The organism is Leptolyngbya sp. PL-A3 (assembly GCF_039962325.1).
Classification (GTDB): Bacteria; Cyanobacteriota; Cyanobacteriia; order Elainellales; family Elainellaceae; genus Vacuolonema.
In genome coordinates this window covers 283,567-307,784 of record NZ_JAMPLB010000001.1, presented here as the reverse complement: position 1 = coordinate 307,784, position 24,218 = coordinate 283,567, and the positions used below count along the sequence as shown (strand labels likewise).

16 protein-coding genes are annotated in these 24,218 nt (G+C 49.3%); 9 read left to right on the top strand and 7 right to left on the bottom strand.

Annotated elements, in window-relative coordinates:
- Positions 1-18: 18 nt before the first annotated feature.
- The 4 genes from treY to treS form a co-directional block, all read right to left on the bottom strand.
- Complete coding sequence (gene treY / locus NDI52_RS01270; protein WP_190774317.1) at positions 19-2,823, bottom strand: malto-oligosyltrehalose synthase; 2,805 nt, start codon at positions 2,821-2,823, stop codon at positions 19-21.
- A 34-nt stretch (positions 2,824-2,857) separates the two neighbouring features.
- Positions 2,858-4,717 carry a malto-oligosyltrehalose trehalohydrolase gene (gene treZ / locus NDI52_RS01265; protein WP_190774318.1) on the bottom strand — a complete coding sequence of 620 codons (1,860 nt, stop codon included), beginning with the start codon at positions 4,715-4,717 and terminating at the stop codon, positions 2,858-2,860.
- Between the two features lie 67 nt (positions 4,718-4,784).
- Positions 4,785-6,908 carry a glycogen debranching protein GlgX gene (glgX, locus tag NDI52_RS01260; RefSeq protein WP_190774319.1) on the bottom strand — a complete coding sequence of 708 codons (2,124 nt, stop codon included), beginning with the start codon at positions 6,906-6,908 and terminating at the stop codon, positions 4,785-4,787.
- Positions 6,909-7,465: 557 nt separating this feature from the next.
- Positions 7,466-10,831, bottom strand: coding sequence for a maltose alpha-D-glucosyltransferase (gene treS, locus NDI52_RS01255; protein WP_190774320.1), 3,366 nt, complete (start codon positions 10,829-10,831; stop codon positions 7,466-7,468).
- Positions 10,832-11,137: 306 nt separating this feature from the next.
- On the opposite strand from treS, the gene malQ reads away from it, so the two are divergent.
- The 3 genes from malQ (at position 11,138) to NDI52_RS01240 (ending at position 14,937) form a co-directional block, all read left to right on the top strand.
- The gene (malQ, locus tag NDI52_RS01250; RefSeq protein WP_190774321.1) at positions 11,138-12,646 is read left to right on the top strand and encodes a 4-alpha-glucanotransferase; all 1,509 of its coding nucleotides are present in this window, start codon (positions 11,138-11,140) and stop codon (positions 12,644-12,646) included.
- A gap of 432 nt (positions 12,647-13,078) precedes the next feature.
- Positions 13,079-13,318 carry a ketohydroxyglutarate aldolase gene (locus NDI52_RS01245; protein WP_190774322.1) on the top strand — a complete coding sequence of 80 codons (240 nt, stop codon included), beginning with the start codon at positions 13,079-13,081 and terminating at the stop codon, positions 13,316-13,318.
- Between the two features lie 452 nt (positions 13,319-13,770).
- Positions 13,771-14,937: a site-specific integrase gene (locus NDI52_RS01240; RefSeq protein ID WP_190772768.1), complete on the top strand. Its 1,167-nt coding sequence runs from the start codon at positions 13,771-13,773 to the stop codon at positions 14,935-14,937.
- A 135-nt stretch (positions 14,938-15,072) separates the two neighbouring features.
- Here NDI52_RS01240 and NDI52_RS01235 read toward each other — a convergent pair whose 3' ends face one another.
- Both NDI52_RS01235 and NDI52_RS01230 read right to left on the bottom strand, forming a co-directional pair.
- Positions 15,073-16,017, bottom strand: coding sequence for a glycosyltransferase (locus NDI52_RS01235; protein ID WP_190772769.1), 945 nt, complete (start codon positions 16,015-16,017; stop codon positions 15,073-15,075).
- 5 nt (positions 16,018-16,022) lie between these two features.
- Positions 16,023-16,556 carry a DUF4330 domain-containing protein gene (locus tag NDI52_RS01230; RefSeq protein ID WP_190772770.1) on the bottom strand — a complete coding sequence of 178 codons (534 nt, stop codon included), beginning with the start codon at positions 16,554-16,556 and terminating at the stop codon, positions 16,023-16,025.
- A gap of 247 nt (positions 16,557-16,803) precedes the next feature.
- On the opposite strand from NDI52_RS01230, the gene NDI52_RS01225 reads away from it, so the two are divergent.
- Positions 16,804-17,655 (top strand): M48 family metallopeptidase, encoded by an 852-nt coding sequence (locus NDI52_RS01225; protein WP_190772771.1) that lies wholly within the window; start codon positions 16,804-16,806, stop codon positions 17,653-17,655.
- 150 nt (positions 17,656-17,805) lie between these two features.
- On the opposite strand, the gene NDI52_RS01220 is transcribed toward NDI52_RS01225, so the two are convergent.
- Positions 17,806-18,759: a stage II sporulation protein M gene (locus tag NDI52_RS01220; RefSeq protein WP_190772772.1), complete on the bottom strand. Its 954-nt coding sequence runs from the start codon at positions 18,757-18,759 to the stop codon at positions 17,806-17,808.
- Positions 18,760-18,868: 109 nt separating this feature from the next.
- On the opposite strand from NDI52_RS01220, the gene NDI52_RS01215 reads away from it, so the two are divergent.
- The 5 genes from NDI52_RS01215 to pstA all read left to right on the top strand — a co-directional run bounded on the left by NDI52_RS01215 (position 18,869) and on the right by pstA (position 24,156).
- Entirely contained in the window at positions 18,869-19,858 is a 990-nt protein-coding gene (locus NDI52_RS01215; RefSeq protein WP_190772773.1) for a glycerophosphoryl diester phosphodiesterase membrane domain-containing protein, read from the top strand.
- Between the two features lie 5 nt (positions 19,859-19,863).
- The gene (locus NDI52_RS01210) at positions 19,864-20,679 is read left to right on the top strand and encodes an RDD family protein (RefSeq protein WP_190772774.1); all 816 of its coding nucleotides are present in this window, start codon (positions 19,864-19,866) and stop codon (positions 20,677-20,679) included.
- A gap of 464 nt (positions 20,680-21,143) precedes the next feature.
- Positions 21,144-22,136 (top strand): phosphate ABC transporter substrate-binding protein PstS family protein, encoded by a 993-nt coding sequence (locus NDI52_RS01205; protein WP_348256311.1) that lies wholly within the window; start codon positions 21,144-21,146, stop codon positions 22,134-22,136.
- 155 nt (positions 22,137-22,291) lie between these two features.
- Positions 22,292-23,233, top strand: a complete 942-nt coding sequence (gene pstC / locus NDI52_RS01200; protein ID WP_190772776.1) for a phosphate ABC transporter permease subunit PstC — start codon at positions 22,292-22,294, stop codon at positions 23,231-23,233.
- Entirely contained in the window at positions 23,233-24,156 is a 924-nt protein-coding gene (gene pstA, locus NDI52_RS01195; RefSeq protein WP_190772777.1) for a phosphate ABC transporter permease PstA, read from the top strand. Before pstC ends, pstA begins: the two co-directional genes overlap by 1 nt.
- The last annotated feature ends 62 nt before the right edge of the window (positions 24,157-24,218 follow it).

Here is a 24,218-nt window from a genome sequence, read left to right as displayed (position 1 = left end):
GGGAGAACCCTCCTTGTGTTAGGTACCCGAGTGAACCAGAAGGGCCACCGGGAAGTGCTGGAAGGTTTGGGCGATCGCCAGCTCACTACCATCCATTTCTACAGTTTGATTCGTCATCAAATTGGTCCAACGGGATGGCGCTTGAGACGGTAATTTCAGGTGCGTATCGGCCCAGGCGGGCTCACCCAGGGGCAATTCATCAAGTTGAATGACTCCCGTAAGAAAACGGGGCACAACGACTAGAAGAGTGGTATTCCCATGCTGTTTCATGAAGGCAATAATGTGGTCTTGAAACTTGCCACTTGCCTCTAATGCTTGATAGGAACCCTTCTGGAATACAGGAAGGTGCTCCTTACGCGCCTTCAACGTCTGAGCAACGAGAAACAGCTTGATTCGACCATCCTCTTTGTTAGCCAACAGTTCTTCGATGAACGGCAACGGATCAGATTGCAGACGCTCTTGAACCTCTGTGAGAAACGCCTGTCGCTGTTCAAAATCAACGGGACGGCGATTATCTGGATCAACCAGGCTCAAATCCCACAGTTCAGTACCCTGATAAATGTCAGGGATGCCGGGAGACGTCAGTTTAATCAGGGCTTGGGATAGTGAATTGAAGATGCCGTAGTACGCAACACGCTTCTGAAACGGAATGAATTCCTTGAGAAACTCGTTCTGTTCGGGATTCTCCAAAACAGCCTGCACGAAGTTGATACAGGCTTCTTCGTAAGCGCTATTCTGTCGCAGCCATGCGGTGTAAACTTTGGACTCGCGAATGGCTTTGAGCATGTAATCTTTGACGCGATCGCTAAAACTTCCATACTCACGTTCGTTGAAAGGAAACGCGCCGACAAGCGTTTGATAGAAAGCATATTCGTCGTTGCGATCGGGCATGAACGCACCCCGCAGTTTCTTCTTATGGCGACGATTGATGTCACTCCAGCGGCGCACCTGCTGAAGCCATTCGTCGGGCATCTCAGAAAGCACATGAATGCGGGCTCGTGTGTCTTCCCCGCGCTTCGTGTCGTGGGTCGAAGTGGTACTCTGAGCGTTGGCCCACTTCTCCTGGCGCACCCTGTTAAATTCATGGAATTCGGCCAGGGAAATGCCAAAGCGCTCCGGGTTACCGCCCACCTCGTTGAGGGAAATGAGACGGTTGTAGATATACAGCGCCGTGTCTTCCACACCCTTTGCCATCAATGGCCCGGTATACTGCTGAATCCGCATCACCAGATAAAGCCATTGATCTTTTTCGGCCTGGGTCAGCGTATCTTCGAAGCGCAACTCCATCAGCTTCTCAATGAAATTCAGCTCATTAATCAGCATCGAAGCATTGTCTTTAGCCGCCTGGATGACGTCTTGGATGTAGGGGCGATCGCTCTCCAACACCCCATCCGCCGTCGTATATGTCCGGTAAATGGGGAAGCGTGACAACACTTCAGCTAGGGCACGCTTCAAACCATTCACCGTGAAGTCGTTGCCATAGCGATATTTACCCGCAATCTTTTTCATCAACTGGGCCAGGTTATCAATATCCCCCGCCAGGTTCTTATCGATGATGAGATGCTTTTTCTGAATCGCTAAGTCTTCAAAGGTGGAATTAAAGCCCGTTAATTCAGAGTAAATTTGATTAAATTTCTCTTCATTGTCTGCTTTGCAGAAGATACTGTTCACAAAGGTTAGATAGTCGTAACCAGAGGTTCCTTCAATCGGCCAAACTGAAGGGAGGCTCTCGCCCGGCTGCAGAATCTTCTCAACTGAAATGTAGACATCGCCTATCTTCTCTCGCAGGCGTTCTAAATACTGCGTCGGGTTATACAGCCCATCAATATGGTCAATACGTAAACCTGTAAACTTCCCTTCTTGAACTAACTTGGCGATTAAATCATGGGTTTGATTGAAAACCTTTAACTCTTCAACTTTGACTGAAATCAATTCATTAACCGTGAAGAATCGACGGTAATTAATTTCTTCAGCTCCTACCTTCCAATAGGATAGGCGGAAGAACTGATCCGTCAGGAGAGCATCCAGTAAATTAAAGCTTTCTGGTTTACCAACCTCGCCGTTAAAAGTTTCTAGATTGTTATCCAGAAATTCTCTAATTTCTGAACAGTCGTTATACAGCTCCCAGAGCATTCCTTTGACAAAGTCAGCCTGGTCTTCTCGCTGCTTACCTACAATGTCGTCTGAGGAAAGGTTTTTAAGTAGGTAAAGTATCCCTAACAGCCGGATAAAGTAGGGATGCTTTCTGCCTAGAACCCTCACTAAATGCCCCAGGTTTTGGGTCAAGAAAATACTATAGGACTCCAGCCTGAGTGGGATCTTGAGGCTATAGTAATTAGCACTTAACCCATTCTCGTCATATTGCAGTTGAATTTCGCCATTCTCCAAACAATCCCCATAGAAATTCCCTAACAAAGGAACCAGAATCGGTTCCTGCGTCGCCTCAAATGGAGAATTCCAGGCAATGTCGAAGTACTCAACATAACGGGAACTTGGGCCATTTTCCAGTACGTCCATCAACCACTGGTTCTGGCTGTTGTAGGCCATGTGATTGGGAACAATATCCTGCAACCAACCCATCTCATGTTGCTGCAGTTGCCCAACCAACGTATCGAAATCCTCTGAAGTTCCTAGCTCAGGATTCAGTTGAGTTGGATTGGTTACGTCATAGCCATGGGTACTGCCTTTTGTCGACTGAAAGATAGGGGAAGCATAGAGATCCGAAATACCCAAATCCGCCAGATAATCAACAATTTTTTGAGCGTCTTCAAAGGTAAATTCAGAGTTGAATTGAATGCGATAAGTGGCTGTAGGAATACGCATAGGAGGTTAGAGAGTATAGGAATGGGTAGTTGCTTTAAACCTTCTCGGACTCGTACAACACAAAACTCAGAGGGGGTAAATTAGCTTGTTTTCCAGGCTCCAACTGCTCAGGAGCCGACGATCCCGGGCCTGCCCATTTCTGCTCGGCTGAATCCAAAATTTTGTGTCCCCTCAAGACAGTTAGCAAGGGCTCAAAGGTAATGGCTTCCTGATTGAAGTTCAGTAAAGCAACGAGCTGGCGAGTTCCATTCCAACGACGCCACCAGACCAGTTTCTTGTCTTCATCACAGCCCGCTTCAATACTGTCAAAATCGCGTTGGAGAAGCGGCGGAAGAGAGTTACGAAGCTGAATCAGATGTTGATAGAAAGACCACAGGGTTTGATGCTTACCCTCCTTGCGTTTTTCCCAATTTAGTTTGCATAGAAGATAAGTTTCTACCGCTTCTGGATCTAGCGGTTCTCCTTCGGCATGAAAGTCAGCAAACTCCCGCTTTCGGCCTTCCCGAACAGCTTTGATGAGGTCTGGGTCGGAATGGCTCACGAAATAGGTAAAGGGCAGTTCCTCACCATATTCCTCGCCCATGAAGAGCATGGGAGTATAGGGAGATAGAAGAATCGTTCCGGCTGCCAGCTTTAAAGCTTCGTAGGAAACGAGCTTGGATAGGCGATCGCCCATCATCTGGTTCCCAACCTGGTCATGGTTCTGAATACAAACTATAAATTGTGAGGGTGAGCAACCCCTGGACGATCGCCCATGATTTCGTTGGCGGAATGGCGAATATTGCCAGTCATAAACGAAGTTGTTCTGAATAGCTTTTGCTAGATGTTCGCACTTGCCGTAGTCCTGGTAGTAACCGGAGCGATCGCCCGTCAGCAATGAATACAACGAGTGGTGCAAATCATCGCTCCACTGGGCATGCATTCCATATCCCCCTGCATCAGCGGGGCGGACAATTTGAGGGTCGTTTAAATCACTCTCAGCGATTAAGTACAGCTCACGCCCCATCTCTTTTGAAAGCGCTGCAACATTCTCAGAAAGCTCCTCCAGAATATGAAATGCGCCCAAATCGTAGATGGCATGAACGGCATCTAACCGCAGCCCGTCAATGTGATAATGCCGCAACCAATGCAATGCATTCTGAATGAAGAAATTACGAACATCCGGACTATGTTTGTCGTCGAAATTAACCGCACTTCCCCAGGGCGTTAGGTAGACTTCAGTAAAGTAAGGCCCATACAAACTGATGTAATTTCCTTCAGGACCAAAGTGGTTGTAAACCACATCCAGAATCAACGCAATTCCTTCCTGGTGGCAGGCATCAACCAGGCGTTTCAGCCCTTCAGGGCCACCATAGGAATTTTGGGACGAATACAGATAGGTACCGTCATAGCCCCAGTTGCGGTAGTCATGCCCCTGGTTCGCTTCATTGGGGGGATGGTCGCCCGGAAACTGGGAAATGGGCATGATTTCGATCGCCGTTACACCCAGTTCCTTCAGGTCTTTGAGCCGGGGGATAATGGCTTCGAAGGTGCCTTCGGGCGTGAAAGTGCCCACATGAAGTTCGTAGACAATCATGGATTCCAGAGGAACACCTTTCCAGTTCTGATCTGTCCAATCAAATTGGTGATCAACAACCTGGGAAGGGCCATGGACGCCTTCGGGCTGGTAGTGGGATGCCGGGTCGGGTCTTCCATCTCCACCATTGAGTTGATAGAAATAGTTGGTGCCCGGTTGGATGGAGGCGATCGCCTTCCAATATCCTCCCTCCTGCCGCTCCATGGGAATCAAGCGATTATTGTCAGAAACCAGTTGCACCGCAACGGAGTCTAAATTGGGCCCCCAAAGGGTAAATTCGCACTGGCCTTGACCTAAATAATTAGCTCCAACTTGCATGGTGAATAGTGTTCCTTGGTGAATGAGATATAGGGGTGATTTCCGTTGAGATGGCTTAGCCAATCACCTAAATTAACTGCTGCAAAACAACAATCGATCGCCCCGTTAGAGGAACCGCTTGATCGGCACTGAAAATTCGCTCTTCTCGGATGAAACGAGGCTCTTTTGTATCAATAACCATCTGCCAATGTTTATCCGGCATGGCATGGGGAAGGGTAAATTCGATCGTCTCCCAGTAAGCATTGAACAGCAGCAAAAAGCTGTCGTCCCTAATTTTTTGTCCCTGTGGGCCAGGGCTAGGAATGCGATCGCCATTCAGAAAAACGGCAATGATCTTGGTATATCCTTCCTGCCATTCCTCTTCGGTGTGCTCGGTTCCATCAGGGTCATACCAACCAATATCGGATACTCCACGAATCGCTTGTCCCTGGAACCATTTGCGGCGGCGAAAAACAGGATGCTGACGGCGGAAGTGAATGAGTTCACGACAGAAGTTAACTAATTCTTCATTGCCGGTTGCTAACTCCCAATTGAACCAGGAAACTTCATTGTCCTGGCAGTAACCATTGTTGTTGCCCTTTTGCGATCGCCCTAGCTCATCGCCTCCCAGCAACATAGGAATCCCCTGCGACAACATCAACGTTGTGAGAAAATTCCGCCGCTGTCGTTCCCGCAGTTGCAGCACTTCCAGGTCATCCGTTTCCCCTTCAACCCCACAGTTCCAGGAACGATTATGATCCTCTCCATCCTGGCTATTTTCACCATTGGCTTCGTTGTACTTTTGGTTATAACTAACCAAATCATTCAACGTGAAACCATCGTGGGCCGTAATGAAGTTAATGCTGGCATTGGGACGCCGACCATTCTGTTGGAAATAGAGGTCAGGGCTGCCCGTCAAACGATAGGCAAATTCTCCCAATGTTTCATCTTCACCGCGCCAAAAGTCTCGTACGGTATCACGATATTTACCATTCCATTCAGACCAAAGAACCGGGAAGTTTCCAACTTGATAACCACCATCTCCCACATCCCACGGCTCGGCAATCAGTTTCACATCGGCCAATATTGGGTCTTGATGGATGATGTCAAAGAAGGCAGCCAGACTATTGACTTCGTACAACTCTCGAGCAAGGGCAGATGCCAGGTCAAAGCGGAAACCATCCACATGCATTTCCGTCACCCAATACCGCAAGCTGTCGGTAATGAGTTTCAACACCTGAGGATGGCGCATATAGAAGGAATTACCACAGCCGGTAAAGTCCATGTAATAGCGCTCATCACCTGGCACCAGACGGTAATAATGGCTGTTATCAATACCCCGGAATGAAAGGGTCGGGCCGTTATGATTTCCTTCCCCTGTATGGTTGTAAACAACGTCGAGAATGACTTCGATACCTGCACGATGCAGGGCCTTAACCATCTCCTTAAATTCTGTTACCTGCTCCCCTAACGTGCCACTTGCACTATAGGCTGCATGAGGCGAGAAAAAGTTAAGGGAATCGTAGCCCCAGTAATTTTTCAATCCCTTATCTGCTAGGTGACCTGGGTAGGATAAGAAGTGGTGAATGGGTAGTAATTCAACAGCACTAACTCCCAACTTTTGCAGGTGTTCAATCGTAGCCGGATGGGCCATGCCTGCATAAGTTCCCCGTAGTTCTTCAGGAATATCTGGATGCAGCTTTGTAAAACCTTTGACATGAACTTCGTAGATAATTGTTTCATGCCAGGGAGTACGCAAAAGTTTATCGCCTTCCCAATCAAATGATTGATCAACAACAACCGATTTGGGAACAAGAGGAGCGCTATCTAAGTCAGAGAAAGATAGGTCTCTATCTGGATGGTTCCAATCATATCCAAAAATTTCTGGCCCATTTTTTACATCCCCATCAATGGCTTTAGCATAGGGATCAATTAAAAGTTTATTGGGATTAAAACGGAAGCCTCTAGCGGGATCATAAGGGCCATGAACCCGATAGCCATAACGTTGCCCAGGCCCTATTCCTGGCAAATAACCATGCCAAACAAATGTATTAACTTCTGTTAGGTGAATTCGAGTTTCTTGATCATTCCGATCAAACAAGCACAATTCAACTCCAGTAGCATTTTCAGAAAAAAGAGCAAAATTTGTTCCTTTACCATCCCAATAGGCCCCTAAAGGATAGACATTACCAGGCCACAGAGGTACATACATAGGGATACTTTCCGGCAAGAATTTGAAGTGTTAAAAGTAATACAACGAGGTAGATAAAGAGCTAAAGAGCGAATGCTTCTAGGTAGCATTCACATTAACTAGAGCGCTTCTAACATCACGGAAAACCTACCCTAGAACAATAGCGATCCCCGCTCGAAATGCCTATCCGTCTACAGTTGTAATAAGATTTCTATTAGAAGTTCTGACTACTTCTTTATATGTATCTAAGACTTATCGAATGACCCATTAAGATGAAGGTTGCGACCTGTACCTTTAGGTCTATGCCCGAGGTTTTAAAGATTTTTTTTGTGCACGAAGCGCACGAAAAGACACCTCCTCCAGCCAGATTCAAAATACACAGTAGTACTCGGCAGCTTAAGTTTACCCGTGTTTAGTGGTGTGAGGGCTTTACCCCCAGACCACTAAACGTAAGGAGGTTTCTGCATAAGAATTTACCCAGAATGTTGGTGCTTTGCCCGCTTCGCGGGCAAAGCACCAACATTCTGGGGGTAATTTCATTACTGTAAATCTCCTAAGTTGATTTACATCATGAAGTACTAGAGTTCTAGAATTCGTTGCAACAGGATTGTTGTACTTTCCGAAGGGCGATTCAGTTCATATCCCAGATCATAAATTGCTTTCTCCAAGAGATAGTTATCCAACAAAGCTTTCAACTCCTGCTGAGTCTTTGGCAAGAATGTTCCATTACGAGCTGTTGTCAGATAGGAATGGAGAAATGCAGCACTAACCCACGAAATCCAGAATTGTACCCACTGCTGCATTTGAGCAGATTGCTCGGAATGAATGATGCCACTTTCTAACTCACTTTGGAACGCGACGCTAGCAGCATAATAGAAGGATTGCAGCATACTCGCGACGTCTCGGAGGGGCGATCGCTTCATACGCCGCTCACTCACATTTCGGCTTGGGTCTCCCTCGAAATCAATAATAAAAAAGTCTTTTCCTGTGTAGAGAACCTGACCTAAATGATATTCACCGTGATAACGGGTTCGCATCGCACTAATCTTTTGATCGAGGATTAGCCGAAAGCGATCCAGGTAGTTCTGGTGCTGCCCCAAAATCTTTTGAGCTAAGGTCTGACCATGCTCAGGTAGTGCGGGTAATTGTTCCTTAAGTTGCCAAAAAACCTGGCCGACTAGATTCCGAGAATACTGATAAATAGAGCGTTGATAAAATCCGCTGAATGGCTCAGGCGCAAAGTCTGGATCATTAACATCAGATGCCAGTGCAACATGCAACTCTGCCGTCCGTTGCCCTAATAATTGGACATTTGCTAGATAAGCACCAATTATTCGAGATGCCGGAAATTCCGCAATGATTTCAGCCGGGTCTCGCTCAAATATCGCTTGTAATTCCAGGAGATTCGTCGGCAAAATAGGAAAGATATCAAGATCGGCTTGATGTACAATAATCTGTTCAAAGTAATCGCGTAGGCTGTCTAGAGTATAGTCCCAAGTATTCCGTGCATCAGGAATATACTGTTGCAAAATACCGATGGTTGATACCGGGCCGCTGGGTCGACGGTACTCTAGATAGCCAGCAATAGATGTGATGTTTTCAAAATTGTGTTTGTCCAGGAAGCGGCGAATCTCCAAATCTGGATTAATGCCTTCCTCGACCTTGCGGAATAATTTCAAAATTAAGTAAGAGGAAGCACTGCCTCCAACAGAGTCGCAGTAAATTATGGAGGTATTGCAATGCTCTCCTTTAAGGAGAAATGCATCTCCATTTTCATGACCTTGACTTAACGGTTCAAGTAATTCTGTGGCCTTTGCGGTCAGGCCTCCAGCCATTCCCTTAAAGGTGTGATTTTGGGTAATGCTGCTGAGTAAGGATGTGAGGAAGAGTTTGTCGGCGATCGCATTGAACAACACGGCAACTCCTTCACTATCGGAAGTTCGCAACCTTGCAACAACCGACTCTGGGCTTTCCGCTAATAAATGAATTGCCTGTTCATCCTCGGCGTATCCCAAAAACAGCAAATAAGTTTTTGAATCGCCCTTGATATAGTCAATCTGTAATGAGACCATATAGGCCGCACTATCCTTATAGGGAAGGGCGATCGCCTCGTTGATATGGGCAGCTTGCACGGCCTGATTTGCCGTATTAAACCAGCGAAAACCAGACAAATATTCGGGTAAGTATGTTTCTAAGCGATTCTTCAAGTCCGCTTTCAAGAATACCGATTGCCACTGGCCTGCGATTACCCAGGTAGGAATTTCTGTTTGGGGTTTGGCGGTTAATGCGGCCGGTGTCAGCTTCAACGTGAACCAGTAAATTGCATAAGGACCAACACTCAGGAAGTAAGGCGCGTCGTGAATGGGCGGAAACTCTGTTCGCCCAAATACTTCGATGGGAATTCGCCCTTGAAAAGCCGTTAGATCCAGTTCTGCAGTTTGAACAAATCGCGAAAGATTAGCGACTACAAGGATTTGTTCGTCTTCAAAGGTTCGCGTAAAGGCAAAGACTTTACGGTTGTCTGAATGTAATAGCTGAAAATCGCCTCGGGTAAATGCTTGAAGACGTTTGCGCGTCGCAAGCAAGCGTTTCATGGAATTCAAAAGCGAGTTTGGATTAGCCCGCTGAGCCTCGACATTGACGGTGTTGTAGTGATACTCCGACTCCACAATTAAGGGCAGGAAAAGACGATGAGGATTCGCACGGCTAAAGCCTGCGTTGCGGTCAGGAGTCCATTGCATGGGAGTGCGAACACCGTTGCGATCGCCCAAATAAATGTTGTCGCCCATGCCAATCTCATCCCCGTAATACAACACGGGGGTTCCGGGTAATGAGAGCAGCAAACTGTTCAACAATTCGATTTGACGGCGATCGTTCCCTAGCAAAGGTGCGAGTCTTCGACGAATCCCCTGGTTCAACCGCATCTCGGGATCCTGGGCATAGACGCGATACATGTAATCCCGATCTTCATCGGTGACCATTTCTAGCGTTAATTCGTCGTGATTTCGCAGAAACAAACCCCACTGACAATTATCAGGAATTTCAGGCGTTTGCTGCAAAATATCCACGATTGGGAAGTTATCTTCCATCCGCAATGCCATGAATAACCGTGGCATCAACGGAAAATGGAAATTCATATGGCACTCATCGCCATTACCGTAGTAATAAGCGGCATCTTCTGGCCATTGATTGGCTTCCGCCAATAGCATCCGGCTGGGAAATTTCTCATCAACATGCTTGCGAAGTTTCTTCAGAAACGCATGGGTTTCTGGCAGGTTTTCACAGTTTGTACCCTCTCGTTCATAGAGGTAGGGCACCGCATCCATTCGTAAGCCATCCACCCCCAAATCCAACCAGAAGTCCAGAGTGTCAAACACAGCCTGGTGAACCGCTAAATTATCATAATTTAAGTCGGGTTGGTGAGAATAGAAACGGTGCCAGTAATAGGCTTTCGCAATAGGATCCCAGGCCCAATTCGATGATTCGAAATCCTGAAAAATAATTCGGGCTTCTGAATACTTTTCGGGAGTATCACTCCATACATAAAAGTCTCTTTCGGGGCTTCCTTTTGGTGCTCGACGGGCACGTTGAAACCAGGGATGCTGATCGGAAGTATGATTAATAATCAGCTCGATAATGATGCGAATATCTCGCTGATGAGCAGCATCTAAAAGTTCTTTGAAATCTTCCAGGGTGCCGTAGATCGGATTAATACTGGTGTAATCAGCAATATCATAGCCATCGTCTCGCAGTGGCGAAGGGAAGAATGGCAAGATCCAGAGCGCGGTAACTCCTAACTCTTGCAGATAATCTAGTCTTTCAGTGAGGCCGCGGAAATCTCCAATACCGTCCCCATTACTATCAGCAAAAGCTCGAACGGAGATTTCATAAATAACGGCATCCTTGAACCAGAGGGAGTTATCTTTCAAGATTAAGCCTACCAATGCGACAAAAAAATTTCTGGTAGAACAATAGCTGAGATTTTCGAACTACCCATCCAGCAAAAGTAAGAGAAGTTTTTTAGCAAAGAGGCGTGAAATTATATCTATGGACAATCGCGCAGATCCCCACCCTGTCATTAAGCTGAAGCAGAATCAATAATCGTGGATTGCAAGACGTGAGCGATCGCTTGGGCGTTGCGATCGCGAGAAGCCTCGTGCTCTCATAAGTCGGAGTTCTTTAGAACTCCGACTTCTACCTGTAAATCCGTAGTTTTAACACGAAGTCAACCTGGGGCATTTCCTAACACTATGCGTTTTCAACGAGCCAGCGGAATCCTGCTACATCCAACCTGTTTACCCAGCCCATTCGGAATTGGCGACCTGGGAAAATCAGCTTATGAGTTTGTGGATTTTCTGGAGCGGAGTGGTCAAACCTTGTGGCAAGTGCTCCCTCTGGGTCCGACAGGTTATGAGCATTCCCCTTACATCATGAACTTCAGTACGTTTGCGGGAAACCCGTTGCTGATCAGCCTGGAGCAGTTGGCTGACGAGGGTTTGCTGCAAGCGGATGAGCTGTCCCCCCTACCCAATGCCAATGCTGACCGGGTGGAATTTGATCAAGTTATTCCTTATAAATTCAACTATTTAGAGTTAGCCTTTAAGCACTTTCAAAAAAGTCTGACAGGTCATCAAAAGACCCAATTTGAGCAGTTTTGCCAGGAACAATCCTGGTGGTTAGATGATTTTGTACTGTTCATGGCGTTGTTGGAAGCCAATGATGGCAAGCCGTGGAGCCAATGGGAGAAGGCGATCGCCCGTCGAGAGCCTGATGCCCTTAATGCTCAGCGCCAGGCGCTAAAAGAACGCATTCAATTTCAACAATTCCTGCAATTCAAATTCTTTGAGCAGTGGTCGAAATTACGGGAGTACGCCAATTCTCGCAACATCAAGATCATTGGCGATATTTCCATCTATGTGTGCCACAACAGTTCAGACGTTTGGGCCGATCCAGAGCTATTTAAACTTGATCCCCAAACTTTAGAACCGGCTTACATTGCTGGAGTCCCACCCGACTACTTTAGCGAGACGGGGCAGTTGTGGGGCAACCCGGTATACGCCTGGGAGCGATCGCAAGAAACCCAGTTCGATTGGTGGATCAAACGCTTTAAAGCAACCCTCCAGTACGTCGATATTGTGCGAGTGGATCACTTCCGGGGCTTTGAAGCCTACTGGCAGGTTCCCGCTGGCGAAGAAACAGCCATTAATGGCGAATGGATTCCGGCTCCCGGCTATGAGTTCTTTGAAACGCTAGGAAGCCGATTAGGAAAACTGCCAGTCTTAGCCGAAGACCTTGGAATTATCACGCCTGAAGTGGAGGAGATGCGCGATCGCTTCGAATTCCCAGGGATGCGCATTCTCATGTTTGCGTTTAGCGAAGACTCTAAGAGTACTCACTTGCCCCATCACTACATTCAAAACTGCGTTGTTTATTCGGGTACCCACGATAACGATACGGCCCTTGGATGGTGGGCTAACGCAAGCGCTCACGAGAAAGAATTCCTGGCTACCTATTTTGGCTATCCCAATGTTGATGCAATTGAGGAAGTCAACTGGGTTCTGATCCGCGCCGCTCTAGCCTCTGTGGCGGATTTAGCCATTATTCCGCTGCAAGATATCCTGAGCCTGGATGGCCGTGCCCGCATGAATGACCCCAGCACCAATGCAGGAAACTGGCGGTGGCGTTATCGTAGCTCTGATTTGCTGACGAAGGACGTGAGCGATCGCCTCCTCACGCTCACCCGGCTCTATAGCCGATAGTGTGCAGTGTTAGCACAGCCACATCAAGCCATTGAGAACTAAAGCTCCCCCTTTGTAGTCGCTTTACAGCGACTACAAAGGGGGTTAATTGGCATAAGGTATAAGTGCCTTAGGATTGTGTAGTTAACCTGAGTTCGGGTTAAGGGCGTTTTCGAGTGCCGCGCGTTGCGCGGCACTCGAAAACGCTCATTTTGGCGTGCGCTTTGCGCATGCCAAAATGAGCACTTCAGCTTATCCCGAACTGAGGTTACTTAGTTATTTATTGATCTGAAACATAACTTTCCTGTTACTAAAATCGTTCAATCAGGGGATTGAGAGTTAGAGTCAAATTAGGGAAGATATTCTTTACAACAAAGTCGAGCTATTGGCATTAGCCCCTGGGTTGTATTTCTAACTCCATCTCACACAAATCTTCGAAAGAAGGCTAGTTCTATGAAAAAAACAGCGATCACCATAGCGGTAGCCGATAACCATCTCGACAACATCCTGGAAGTCGCCCATCTTCTGCAAGAAGCGGGCCTGAAAGTTGAGCATATTATGGATGCGGTTGGGGTCATTACAGGTTCTTGTGAAACCTGTGAGGTTGAAAAGATAGCCCAAATCGATGGGGTGGAAAGTGTCGAGGCACAGGATCAATATCGGTTAGCTCCGCCAGACGCTCCCATTCAATAACCCTTAGTCAACTCGTAGGATTTCAGGCAAGGAATGCGCGGGCTAAGTCCACCCGTTCCTCGCCTGAAATCGCATCAACCGACTGAGGTTTCACCGCAGCAATGTTGACAGGGCCTGTTCTATAACGCTACGCGTTTAACCAGACAGTGTATTTTTGGAAAGCCCACACCGCGCGGCTTTTCAAAAATATACTGTTCCAAGTGGATTGCAATGGCTATATCAGAATTATCTCAGCAATTCTCATTTTGAAATCAGGCCCGAAAACCGCGCGCCGAAGGCGCGCGGTTTTCGGGCCTCAAAGCCAAGAGTTCACGCCCGTAGGGCGTGAACTCTTGGCTTTGAGGCCCATACTGAGAATTGCTGGAATTATCTAGAACAGATGATCGGGTGCGCTAGATTGATTTATCCTGAGTAGGTAATTGTGGTAGCCGGTTAGCCAATCTCGTTTCCCAATGACCGATTTTGAGGCTATTGATAATCGCATTGCTCAAACGAACCAGCGTCTTAAGGCCGCCCGCTTGGGCTTGAAAATTGAGCGACGAGGGCAGCAGTTAGCCCTGCGGGGGACCCTTCCTCCCCGGCCCGGAAGCCACCGCCTCAACCCGCATCAGCAGCGCATTCCCCTCGAACTGCCTGCCACTCCCACTGGGCTGAAGGAAGCCGAGCAAACCGCCAAGGTGATTGCGGCTCAACTCATTCAGAAAACCTTTGAATGGCGTACCTATTTGCCTGTTGCAGGGGGAGGTCGCCTGTATCAAATGGAGTTACCGCAAAAAATCGCGGCCCTTCGTGAACATCTTCTAAGGCAATCCCAGGAAGCCCATGAGCTAGCCTCTGCCAAAACAACTTGGAGCAAGGCTTACGCGCCTTATATGCGGAAGCTGGAAGCGATCGCCCAGGAACGCCCCAACCTTCAACTGGCCGAAGCGATCGTGCTCACGGTACAACAAACCCGTCCCAATACTCGCAGTCGTCAAATCTGCTGCACCGCTCTGAAAGCCCTGGCCGATTTTTTAGAAATTGAATTGCCAGAAGACTTCAAGGATCACTGGGGTAGTTATGGTACTAGCCGCACACAATTACGCCACCTTCCCTCGGATGCCGATATACTGGCGGCCTATGAGCGCATTCCCAACCCGGCCTGGCGCTTTGTCTATGGCCTGATGGCAACCTACGGCTTACGGAACCACGAAGTTTTCTTTTGTGATTTTTCTGCATTGGAACGGGGCGATCGCTCTCCCGTCATCGAAGTGTTGGAAACCACCAAAACTGGAGAGCATCAGGTGTGGCCTTTCCCGCCGGATTGGGTGGAGCAGTTCAACCTGTGGGAGGTCACGCTCCCTTCACTCAAAACAGATCTGACAGAAACGACCCTTCAGCGTATCGGTCAGCAGGTGTCGCTTCAGTTTCAGCGCTACGGCCTACCCTTTGCTCCCTACGATCTGCGCCATGCCTGGGCAGTTCGCACCATCCATCTGGGCATTCCCGACACCGTCGCCGCTCGCATGATGGGCCACTCCGTCGCCATCCACAACCGCACATATCACCGCTGGATTGGCCGTCGCGACCAGCAGCAGGCTGTCGAAGCAGCTTTAGCCCGGCGATCGCAAAGCCTTTAGAACTGGATGAATGGGCAATATTAGCCCCCGCATTTTATGCTGAGGGTTCTTACAAAATAGTGTGCATAGCTTTTTTAGGAGAGTGCGGTGCCGCACTCTCCTAAAAAAGTACGGGTATTAAATTTGTCAGGATCCTTATTGTTCTGCGCGGAGCAGCTCGGCCTGGGCGGCGTACACACCTTGAACGTTATACCAGTTGAGAAAAACCCGGGCTAACTCCAGAGCCAATTGAGGCTTGCCCTGGTCAATGAGCCATTGCAAAAGAGGAGCAAGAGTACGCTCATTCAGAAGGCCACCCAAAGAGAGTACACCCCAGAGAATACGGTGCAGCCAGGTCATCTGAATCATTAGGCGTACATCCCATGTGGGGTGCTTCTGATAGAACAGAACGCCCATGCGACCCCGCTGAATTTCTTGATCGATCAGTTTGGGAATTTGGGCCAGGGAAAAGGGAGGATGCCAGTGGTAGCCCACCGCTTCAGGGCACTTCACCAGCTTCAGCCCTTGTTGTTTAAGACGAACCCCCAGTTCCAAATCCTCCCAGCCATAGAGTTGGAAACGGGTGTCAAACAAACCCACATCTTCAAGCCAGTGACGGGCGATCGCCACATTCCCTGTGGCAAAGTACGCCGCCGAAAAATCTGTCAGCTTGTAAGGTTCAGCAGTGGGGTCGTCAAAATTGCAGGTGTTGATGACACGGCCATAGGTGAAGACGCGATCGCTCCCCAACCGCTGCTGTTCCTGCAACAGCGTGGCAGCATGAGCTTGCAAAAAGCCATCCAACACGACCAGATCGCTGTCAATGAAAATAATTACGTCTCCCCAGGCAGAATCCACCCCCAGGTTGCGAGCAGCGGCTGGCCCCCGATGATTTTGCTCAACGAGCCGCACATGAGGGTAATCAGCCGCCTGCTGTTGTAACCATTGCACCGTGCCATCGGTTGAGCCGTCATCTACTACAACCACTTCATAGCTTTGAATTGGGCTCGATTTGGGGATGTGCTGCTGTTCCAGTGCTTTGAGGCACTTCTCCAAAATCGGCTTGCGATTGTAGGTAGGAATGACGACGCTAATAAACACAGTTGTTATTCTTTAACCCGAACGCCAACAACCGGAGCATTGAACCGGAAGGTTTCTCCTTCCAATTCTAGCGGTGTGCCGACTTTCACTTTGTTATTACCCAGCACGGGGCCATCGTCAGTAATCTGCGCGTTGCCACCCAGGGTAATCAGCATATCGACGGTGTATTCTAGCTCGGGGCGAGGATCATTTTCGGCTTTGACACCACCATCGGGTTGAGGTACGGCGACAGTGCGAGGCAACGATTTCACGCCAACGACGCTGAGCTGACCATAGGGTTGATTTCGGATAATTACATTGACGGTTTCTGACTGGCCAACGTCCGTCAATAGCTGTTGTGGATTGCTAGCGGTCAAACCGCGCACGATGCAATCTACTTCTACGGGTTTGCTGGTTGCCCCGATCTGAGCCACCGAGGAACCAGAGCCACCCGGGAACAGAAAAATTCCGGCAACCACCATCAGCATCACCACGCCGGCCGCGAGATCGAGGATATTAATCTTGCCAAACAACCGACCCTTAGAGTCCAAAATAGCCATAATTCAACCGTTGCCGCCAATGGGCGAAGAGTTTCATATCCAAACAGGGATAACTTTAGCAGCCTATCACGTCTTCCGATCCCCCATTTTTTTGGAACTGACGTAAGGACATTAGTTTCGGCAACCTATTTGGGAAAACTTGCGTCAGGATCCTCAATAGTTCCCGGAGGTTTCACCCATCCTTCCGGATCGAAAAAGCTGATTTAATTGTTTGTTTACGCTCTCATTACCCTCACTCGAATTAGCCATGTCTCTTCTACTCACGGGCGTATCCCGCTTCATTCGCCGCCGCTGGTTGTATGGGATGGTCTCTGCCTTGATGGCAGTTAGCGTCATTGTCATGACCCCAACCCCCTCCCACGCCCAGGGGCGGTTATTGGATTTGATTTTTCGGGGAATTCAAGTCATTCAACTTTCCAACTTATCGAGCCGCCAAGAAGTTGCATTGGGACGGCAGATGGACGATCAGTTGATGAGTCAGCAGTTTCGGCCTTACCGCAACTCTCAGGTGAATGACTACGTTAACGAGATTGGGCAGCGGTTGGTACCCGTTAGCGATCGCCCCGATATTCCCTATACGTTCAAGGTGGTAGAAGACAGACAAATTAATGCATTCGCCACAATGGGCGGTTACGTCTATGTCACTACCGGGCTTCTCCGAGCTGCAGACAACGAGGCTCAAGTTGCTGGGGTTCTAGGCCATGAAATTGGCCACATTGCTTCCCGTCATGTAGTCGAAAACATGCGAGAACGGGCCATACAGGCGGGAGTTGCCTCCGCTGCCGGTTTGGATCGAAGCACGGCTGTGGCCCTTGGGATCGAACTGGCTGTGAACCGACCCAATAGCCGCGAAGCAGAATACGAAGCCGATGAGCGGGGCCTGGCGACTATGACCCGAGCGGGCTATGCTCCCCGAGGCATGGTGGACTTTATGGAAAAACTACGGGGTCAAAGATCGCTTCCCTCGATCCTCAGTACCCACCCCGGCGCGGGCGATCGCGTCGAGCGACTACAGCGTATGATTCCTGCTGGCACCGCAGACAGCGGCGGAGGATTGGATAACCAGGCTTATCGCACCCGCATTAGTCCACTGCTCTAAGCAAGGGCTGATTGCTCAAATCTAAAGAGGGGAGGTGCTGCGCGCCTCCCCTCTTCTTTACGACCAGATGTTAACCTCAATTCGGGTTAAAGGCTTTTTAAGGGGCGCGTAAAGCGCCCCTTAAAAAGCTCTTCCAAGCTCGGGTAGATGCTAAGGACGTCGTTGGCCTAAATAAACCACCAACCCAATTAACAAACCAATCCCCACTAAATATTTTGCCGCGTCAGGAATAGCCGGGTTAGGGGAGAAAAAACCTTCAATCAACCCTGCAATCACCAGCATGGGCACAACCCCATAGACAAGACGAGCGGCCTGCTGCCCGTAGATCTTCAGGGCATCCATACGGCGGTAGCGGCCCGGAAACAACAGCGCTCGTCCCAGAAGTAAGCCACTTCCCCCAGCCATAAAAATGGCAGGCAACTCCAGGGAACCATGGGGAAACACAAAGGCCCAGAAGGGAAATGCCAGATTACCCTGGGCAACAAGCGTACCGATCGCCCCCAACAGGGCTCCATTCAGCAGCATGATGTAGGTCGTGCCAAGCCCTGCGACGATGCCCCCGGCGATCGCCGAGAAGCAAACACGAATATTGTTAATCATGATGCTGCTGGAGGCGAAAGGCTCAACACCAACAATTGAGCCCATCCATAACTGCTGCTCGTCGCGAACCTGGCTAATAATATTGGCCGGCACCACCAGAGGCAGAAAGGCTGGATCAGTCCAGGCAAACCACCAGGCGACCAATGCCCCAATCAGAAAGAGGGCGATCGCCACCGCAATGTACCCCGCCGACGCTTGCACCACCTCAGGCAAACCCCAGCGGTAAAAGTCCAGCACGGCCTGCCACTCCTGTTTGCGTGACCCCTGATAGACCTGGTTGTAACTACGGGTGGTCAAGCTCTGAAGATCTTGCACGATCAGGTTGCCGACACGGTGGGTGCGAGCCCGAGCGAGGTCAGCCGATACCGAGCGATAAAGGCTGGCAAGACGCTGGATATCTGAAGCAGAGAGCGTGTTCAAACCCCGTTTTTCAGCCCGGTTGAGTAGTTCTGCCAATTGCTTCCAATTGGGTTCTCGCCGGGCTACCCACCGCTGAATGTTCATAGGAGCAAGTGACTCGTATATTCATGTTTTGTGACGAAAGGCTGGAAGACTGCTCCTCCCGTAGACTAGGATAGCCTCAGATTTGCATCCTTTTTGGTACCAGATATTTATGGATTCCACTTCGGATACCCACAGTCCTCTACAACCCATGACCGTGGGGAACGTCGTGAACACGGGAATTCGGCTCTATAGCTCTAACCTGAAGCCATACTTGAGGGTGGCGGCGATCGCCACGGGTTGGACGGTGATTCCCTGGGTTACGCTGGTGCCCATTGTGCTGTTCTACACAACGGTGCAGCAGTACTACAGCTTTCTGGGTTTGCTGATACCTGCCTGGCTTGTACTCCTGTTCATCTCTCTGTCCTACTCCTTGGCAGACTCAGCGGCGATCGCTCGCCTCGCGTTTACCGAGTTGATTAACCAGGCTGAAGATTCTAAACAAGCCCGGCGCTATACCCGATCCCGCCGCTGGAGCTTTTTACAGTTAGGGGTTTTGATTAACCTGATCTTGCTTGGCACGTTTGCCGTGATGGGCATTATCGCCCTCATTTGCACTTCCGTTATTTTTGCGGCTATGGGTGGGGCCGATTTCCTGCGTAACCCGGCCTCTGCCGCCCTGGTGAATCCAACCCTCATCGTGCTAACGGTCCTCATCTTTTTTGGCGTTGTTTTGATCGTTCTTCTAGCCTGGCTATTTCTAGGAGTAAGGCTTTCCATCGCTGATTTACCGCTGGCAATGGAACCGGGTATCAAAGTTACTGAAGGAATTAGTCGGAGCTGGGAATTAACTGGAAGCAATTTTTGGCGGTTAATGCTGATTCTGTTCGTAACGCTTCTCATTACGTTTCCGCTTCAAGTGGTGGTACAGCTCCTTGTAGGTCTGGTGCAGGAGGCAACAGCTCTGCTGATGCCGGAAGATTCTGCAAGTTTTGCCGCGATCACCTCTCTGATCGGATTCATTCTGGGGTCGATATCGAGTATTTTTCTGCTGCCTTTATGGCAGGCAATCAAAGCCGTTATCTACTACGACTTGCGAAGCCGGCGGGAAGGGCTCGATCTCGAATTACGTGACTGGGGCGATCGCCTCCCCCCTGCCTGAGCCTTATGAAGTACTTCAACCGTTTTACCCTGGCTACCCCCGAAAGCGTTGAACTGGAGTTCGCCTTAGCCGGGATTGGCAATCGCGCTCTGGCTCTGCTGATTGACTATCATGTTCTCGCTCTGGCATGGGTTCTGGTCACCCTGCTGTGGTTTACAGTCTCACTACAGCTAATGGACTACCTGTCGCAACTACAGACAGACTACAGCTCAGTACCCCTGTGGCTGTTGGCCATTTATTTGCTAGTAACCTTTGCCCTCTACACGGGCTACTTTGTCTTTTTCGAGGTCAGCTGGCAGGGGCAAACTCCGGGTAAGCGGTTTGCAAAAATCCGGGTCATTCGAGATGATGGCCGTCCAGTTGGCCTTTCCCAGGCAATCTTGCGCACCTTGCTGCGGCCCATTGATGATCTGTTTTTTCTGGGGGCACTGCTGATTGTGATTGGCAAACAGGAGAAACGGATTGGCGATCGCGTTGCAGGCACGCTCGTCGTTCAAGAAAATCGGCCCATTCTTAAAAACGACTTGCACTGTTCTGAAACAGCCCAAACTTTAGCCGTGAAACTGCCCGAACTCACCCAATTAGAGCAGTTACAGCCGGATGATTTTGCAGTTATTCGGGAGTATTTGCGACGCCGTCCAACCCTTACCAAACGCTCTCGTGGTGAACTCAGTATGAAACTGGCTCACCAGATTAAAACCCTAATTCAGTTAGAAACCATACCGCCTGAACTGACATCCGATGATTTTCTGGAGGCCGTATATCTGGCTTATCAGGGGCGATCGTCTTCCCCTCTTCCTGGGGAATCAACAGGCTATTAATACACTTCAGTTCGGGATAAGCTGAAGTGCTCATTTTGGCGTGCGCAAAGCGCACGCCAAAATGAGCGTTTTCGAGTGCCGCGCAACGCGCGGCACTCGAAAACACCCTTAACCCGAACTCAGGTTAATACCGTTTTTATATGAATCCGCCCTGAATAACCTCGGTTCGGGATAAGCTGAAGTGCTTATTTTGGCGTGCGCAAAGCGCACGCCAAAATGAGCGTTTTCGAGTGCCGTGCGTCGCGCGGCACTCGAAAACGCCCTTAACCCGAACTCAGGTTACGTAAGTCTGCCATATCAGGTGATTTTGATTGGTGTGATGGGTCAAACACACTACATCCAACAAAAATGCATATGTCCTGCAAAGCTTAAAAATGTATCCTGCATAACTTAACCTGACCTTTACGTCCGGACATTACAATGCCAACGTTTGGCTATTCGAACGATTAGGATCCACCAGAACTATGGCATTCAATCTTTTTTCTAAGCGCACGGCTTCACTGGCTGTGTTGACGGCTGTTACGCTCTCTCTGGCTGCCTGTGGCAGTGGTACCAGTACAACGGCTGAGTCACCAGAAGCGGGTGCAACGGCAGAATCTCCTGCTGCGGGTAACCTCAGCGGAAGTATTCTGGCCGATGGTTCCAGCACCGTCTTCCCCATTACTGAAGCCATGGCGGAAGAATTCATGGCGAAGAATCCCGGTGTTCAGGTTACGGTAGGGACCTCTGGTACGGGTGGCGGCTTTGAGAAATTCTGCAACAACGAAACTCAGATCTCTAACGCGTCGCGCGGCATCAAAGACGAAGAAAAAGAAAAGTGCGCAGCGGCTGGTGTTGAATTCGTTGAAATTCCCGTTGCTACTGACGCTCTGACTGTTGTGGTCAACCCCGAGAATGACTGGGCAAGCTGCCTCACCATTGAAGAATTGGCCACAATCTGGGGTCCTGATGCTCAGGGTAAAGTTAGCAACTGGAACCAGGTTCGCTCTAGCTTCCCCGATGCACCTCTAGCTTTGTATGGCCCAGGCACCGACTCCGGTACCTTTGACTACTTCACCGATACGGTCAATGGTGAAGAGGGAGACAGCCGGGGTGACTATACCGCTAGTGAAGACGACAACGTTCTGGTACAGGGCGTTGAAGGCGACAAGAATGCATTGGGCTACTTCGGCTATGCCTATTATGCTGAGAATCAGGATAAGCTGAAGGCAGTTGAGATCGATGGTGGAGAAGGTTGCGTTGCACCTAACGAAGAAGACGTACTGAATGGCACGTACAAGCCCCTGTCTCGTCCACTGTTTGTTTATGTGAACAAGGCAGCTCTGGCAAAACCAGAATTTAAAGCATTTGTTGACTTCATCACAGATCCTGCTAATAAGCAATTTGTGAGCGAAACTGGATACGTACCCCTTTCCGATGAGCAATACACGGAAGCGAAGGGTCTGGTTAGCCAGTAACCAGCAATTGCAATAATGTCTAGGTCTGCTTTAGGTTCTCTGTGCAGACCGTAGTTGGGTCAGATTTGCTTTTTGCAAGTCTGACCTTTCCAGAACCAGTGCATTGAATTTTCTAAATCTATGAGACGGCTAGAGAGCAAGTCGAGGATTTATCCATGACAGAGAGTGCCCTGCCACCTGCTCGGCAAAATTCCGAGCTATGGCAACCCAATCGGGCCAAGAGCAAACGAGAAGAAGGATTGGTTAAGCTCGTCTTTGGGTCGTTTGCCCTCATTTCGGTTCTCACCACCCTGGGGATTGTTCTTTCCCTGATTACCGAAACGATCAAATTTTTTAGACAGGTGCCTCTGTGGAACTTTTTGACAGACACCCAATGGACACCGTTATTCACCAATCCCAAGTACGGGATTTTTGTGCTCATTAGCGCGACCTTTCTGACCTCTTTCATCGCGCTCCTGGTGGCAGTGCCCCTGGGTTTGCTGGCAGCTATTTGTTTAAGTGAATATGCCCCCCGAAAAGTGCGTGCTTGGCTGAAGCCCGCTCTGGAAATTCTGGCAGGGGTGCCAACTGTCGTTTTTGGCTATTTTGCATTGCTGTTTGTTACCCCTATTCTGAAAAGCCTGGTACCTGGTCTTCAGACCTTTAACGGCCTCAGTGCAGGGTTGGTTCTCGGTGTTGCGTTGCTACCCACAATTGCCTCCTTAAGTGAAGACGCAATCTATGCCGTCCCTGGAAGCTTGCGCCAGGCAGCCTACGCAGTAGGAGCGACAAAGCGAGAGGTCATCACAGGAGTTGTGCTACGAGCTGCACTCTCCGGTATTGTCGCCTCAGTTGTGCTGGCAGTTGCCCGCGCTGTTGGGGAAACCATGATTGTGGCCCTAGCTGCGGGCCAAAACCCAACCTTGACGCTCGATCCACGGGTTGCGATCCAGACTATGACCTCCTTTATTGTGCAGGTCTCCGGGGGCGACATTCCCGTTGGTTCGCTGAAGTATGACACGCTTTTCGCCGTGGGTATGACGTTATTTGTAATTACCCTGGCCCTGAACACATTTAGCTTCTGGTTTGTGCGGAAGTACCAGGAGAAATACGAATAATGGCAACTACGAATCCTAAATCCTTTTCCTCAGGTGGTTCTGCGGCCAACGATAGTCTGTTTGACTCTAATCTGAAGCAGCGCTACCGCCTTGATGCTATTTTCAGGGCCCTGACGTGGATAGCGACGTCAATTGGGTTGATTGTGCTGGCTATTCTAATCATTGATACCTGCATTGATGCACTACCTCGTCTCAACCTAGACTTTCTGACGAGTTTCCCTTCCCGCCGAGCTGAACGCGCTGGAGTTGCCTCGGCACTGGCAGGTACGGTCTGGTTATTGCTAATTACAGCAGCCTTTGCGTTTCCCATTGGTGTTGGGACTGGAATTTACCTGCAAGAGTTTGCTAAAGATAACTGGTTCACCCGCATGGTGGAAATCAACATTAGCAACCTGGCAGCAGTTCCGTCTATCATTTATGGATTGCTGGGTCTTACAGTCTTTGTTCAGGCGTTGCGCCCTATCACTAACGGTCGTAGTCTTCTGGCTGCTGGTTTAACCCTCGCTCTGTTGATTCTTCCAGTTATTATTGTGGCGACACGGGAAGCCTTGAAGGCAGTGCCAGATGGGTTACGGTTGGCAGGCATGGCCCTGGGTTCTACTCGCTGGCAAACCGTTTGGCATCATATCCTCCCCCTGGCTTTCCCCGGAATTTTGACAGGAACGATTCTGGCTCTGTCTCGAGCCATCGGTGAGACCGCTCCCCTCATTGTGATAGGTGCACAAACCTTTGTAGCATTCTTACCCAATGGGCCTTTTTCGTCCTTCTCTGCTCTTCCCATTCAAATCTTTAACTGGACCTCTCGACCCCAAGAGGCTTTCCATGCAAACGCTGCTGCTGGCAGTATTGTTTTGCTAGTAGTGCTGTTGTTAATGAATGCCACTGCGATCTACCTGCGGAATCGCTTCCAGAAAGAGCGTTAGTGGCCGACGAATACAATACGACAGTTTATGGTTTATCAAGTTTCACCTGACCAAGGGTTATC

What these genes read in the sequence shown, in the direction of transcription:
- treY (WP_190774317.1), bottom strand. Translation starts at nt 2,823, where the DNA reads ATGCGTATTCCTACAGCCACTTATCGCATTCAATTCAACTCTGAATTT.
- treZ (WP_190774318.1), bottom strand. Translation starts at nt 4,717, where the DNA reads ATGCAAGTTGGAGCTAATTATTTAGGTCAAGGCCAGTGCGAATTTACC.
- glgX (WP_190774319.1), bottom strand. Translation starts at nt 6,908, where the DNA reads ATGTATGTACCTCTGTGGCCTGGTAATGTCTATCCTTTAGGGGCCTAT.
- malQ (WP_190774321.1), top strand. Translation starts at nt 11,138, where the DNA reads ATGCGTTTTCAACGAGCCAGCGGAATCCTGCTACATCCAACCTGTTTA.
- NDI52_RS01245 (WP_190774322.1), top strand. Translation starts at nt 13,079, where the DNA reads ATGAAAAAAACAGCGATCACCATAGCGGTAGCCGATAACCATCTCGAC.
- NDI52_RS01240 (WP_190772768.1), top strand. Translation starts at nt 13,771, where the DNA reads ATGACCGATTTTGAGGCTATTGATAATCGCATTGCTCAAACGAACCAG.
- NDI52_RS01230 (WP_190772770.1), bottom strand. Translation starts at nt 16,556, where the DNA reads ATGGCTATTTTGGACTCTAAGGGTCGGTTGTTTGGCAAGATTAATATC.
- NDI52_RS01225 (WP_190772771.1), top strand. Translation starts at nt 16,804, where the DNA reads ATGTCTCTTCTACTCACGGGCGTATCCCGCTTCATTCGCCGCCGCTGG.
- NDI52_RS01220 (WP_190772772.1), bottom strand. Translation starts at nt 18,759, where the DNA reads ATGAACATTCAGCGGTGGGTAGCCCGGCGAGAACCCAATTGGAAGCAA.
- NDI52_RS01215 (WP_190772773.1), top strand. Translation starts at nt 18,869, where the DNA reads ATGGATTCCACTTCGGATACCCACAGTCCTCTACAACCCATGACCGTG.
- NDI52_RS01210 (WP_190772774.1), top strand. Translation starts at nt 19,864, where the DNA reads ATGAAGTACTTCAACCGTTTTACCCTGGCTACCCCCGAAAGCGTTGAA.
- NDI52_RS01205 (WP_348256311.1), top strand. Translation starts at nt 21,144, where the DNA reads ATGGCATTCAATCTTTTTTCTAAGCGCACGGCTTCACTGGCTGTGTTG.
- pstC (WP_190772776.1), top strand. Translation starts at nt 22,292, where the DNA reads ATGACAGAGAGTGCCCTGCCACCTGCTCGGCAAAATTCCGAGCTATGG.
- pstA (WP_190772777.1), top strand. Translation starts at nt 23,233, where the DNA reads ATGGCAACTACGAATCCTAAATCCTTTTCCTCAGGTGGTTCTGCGGCC.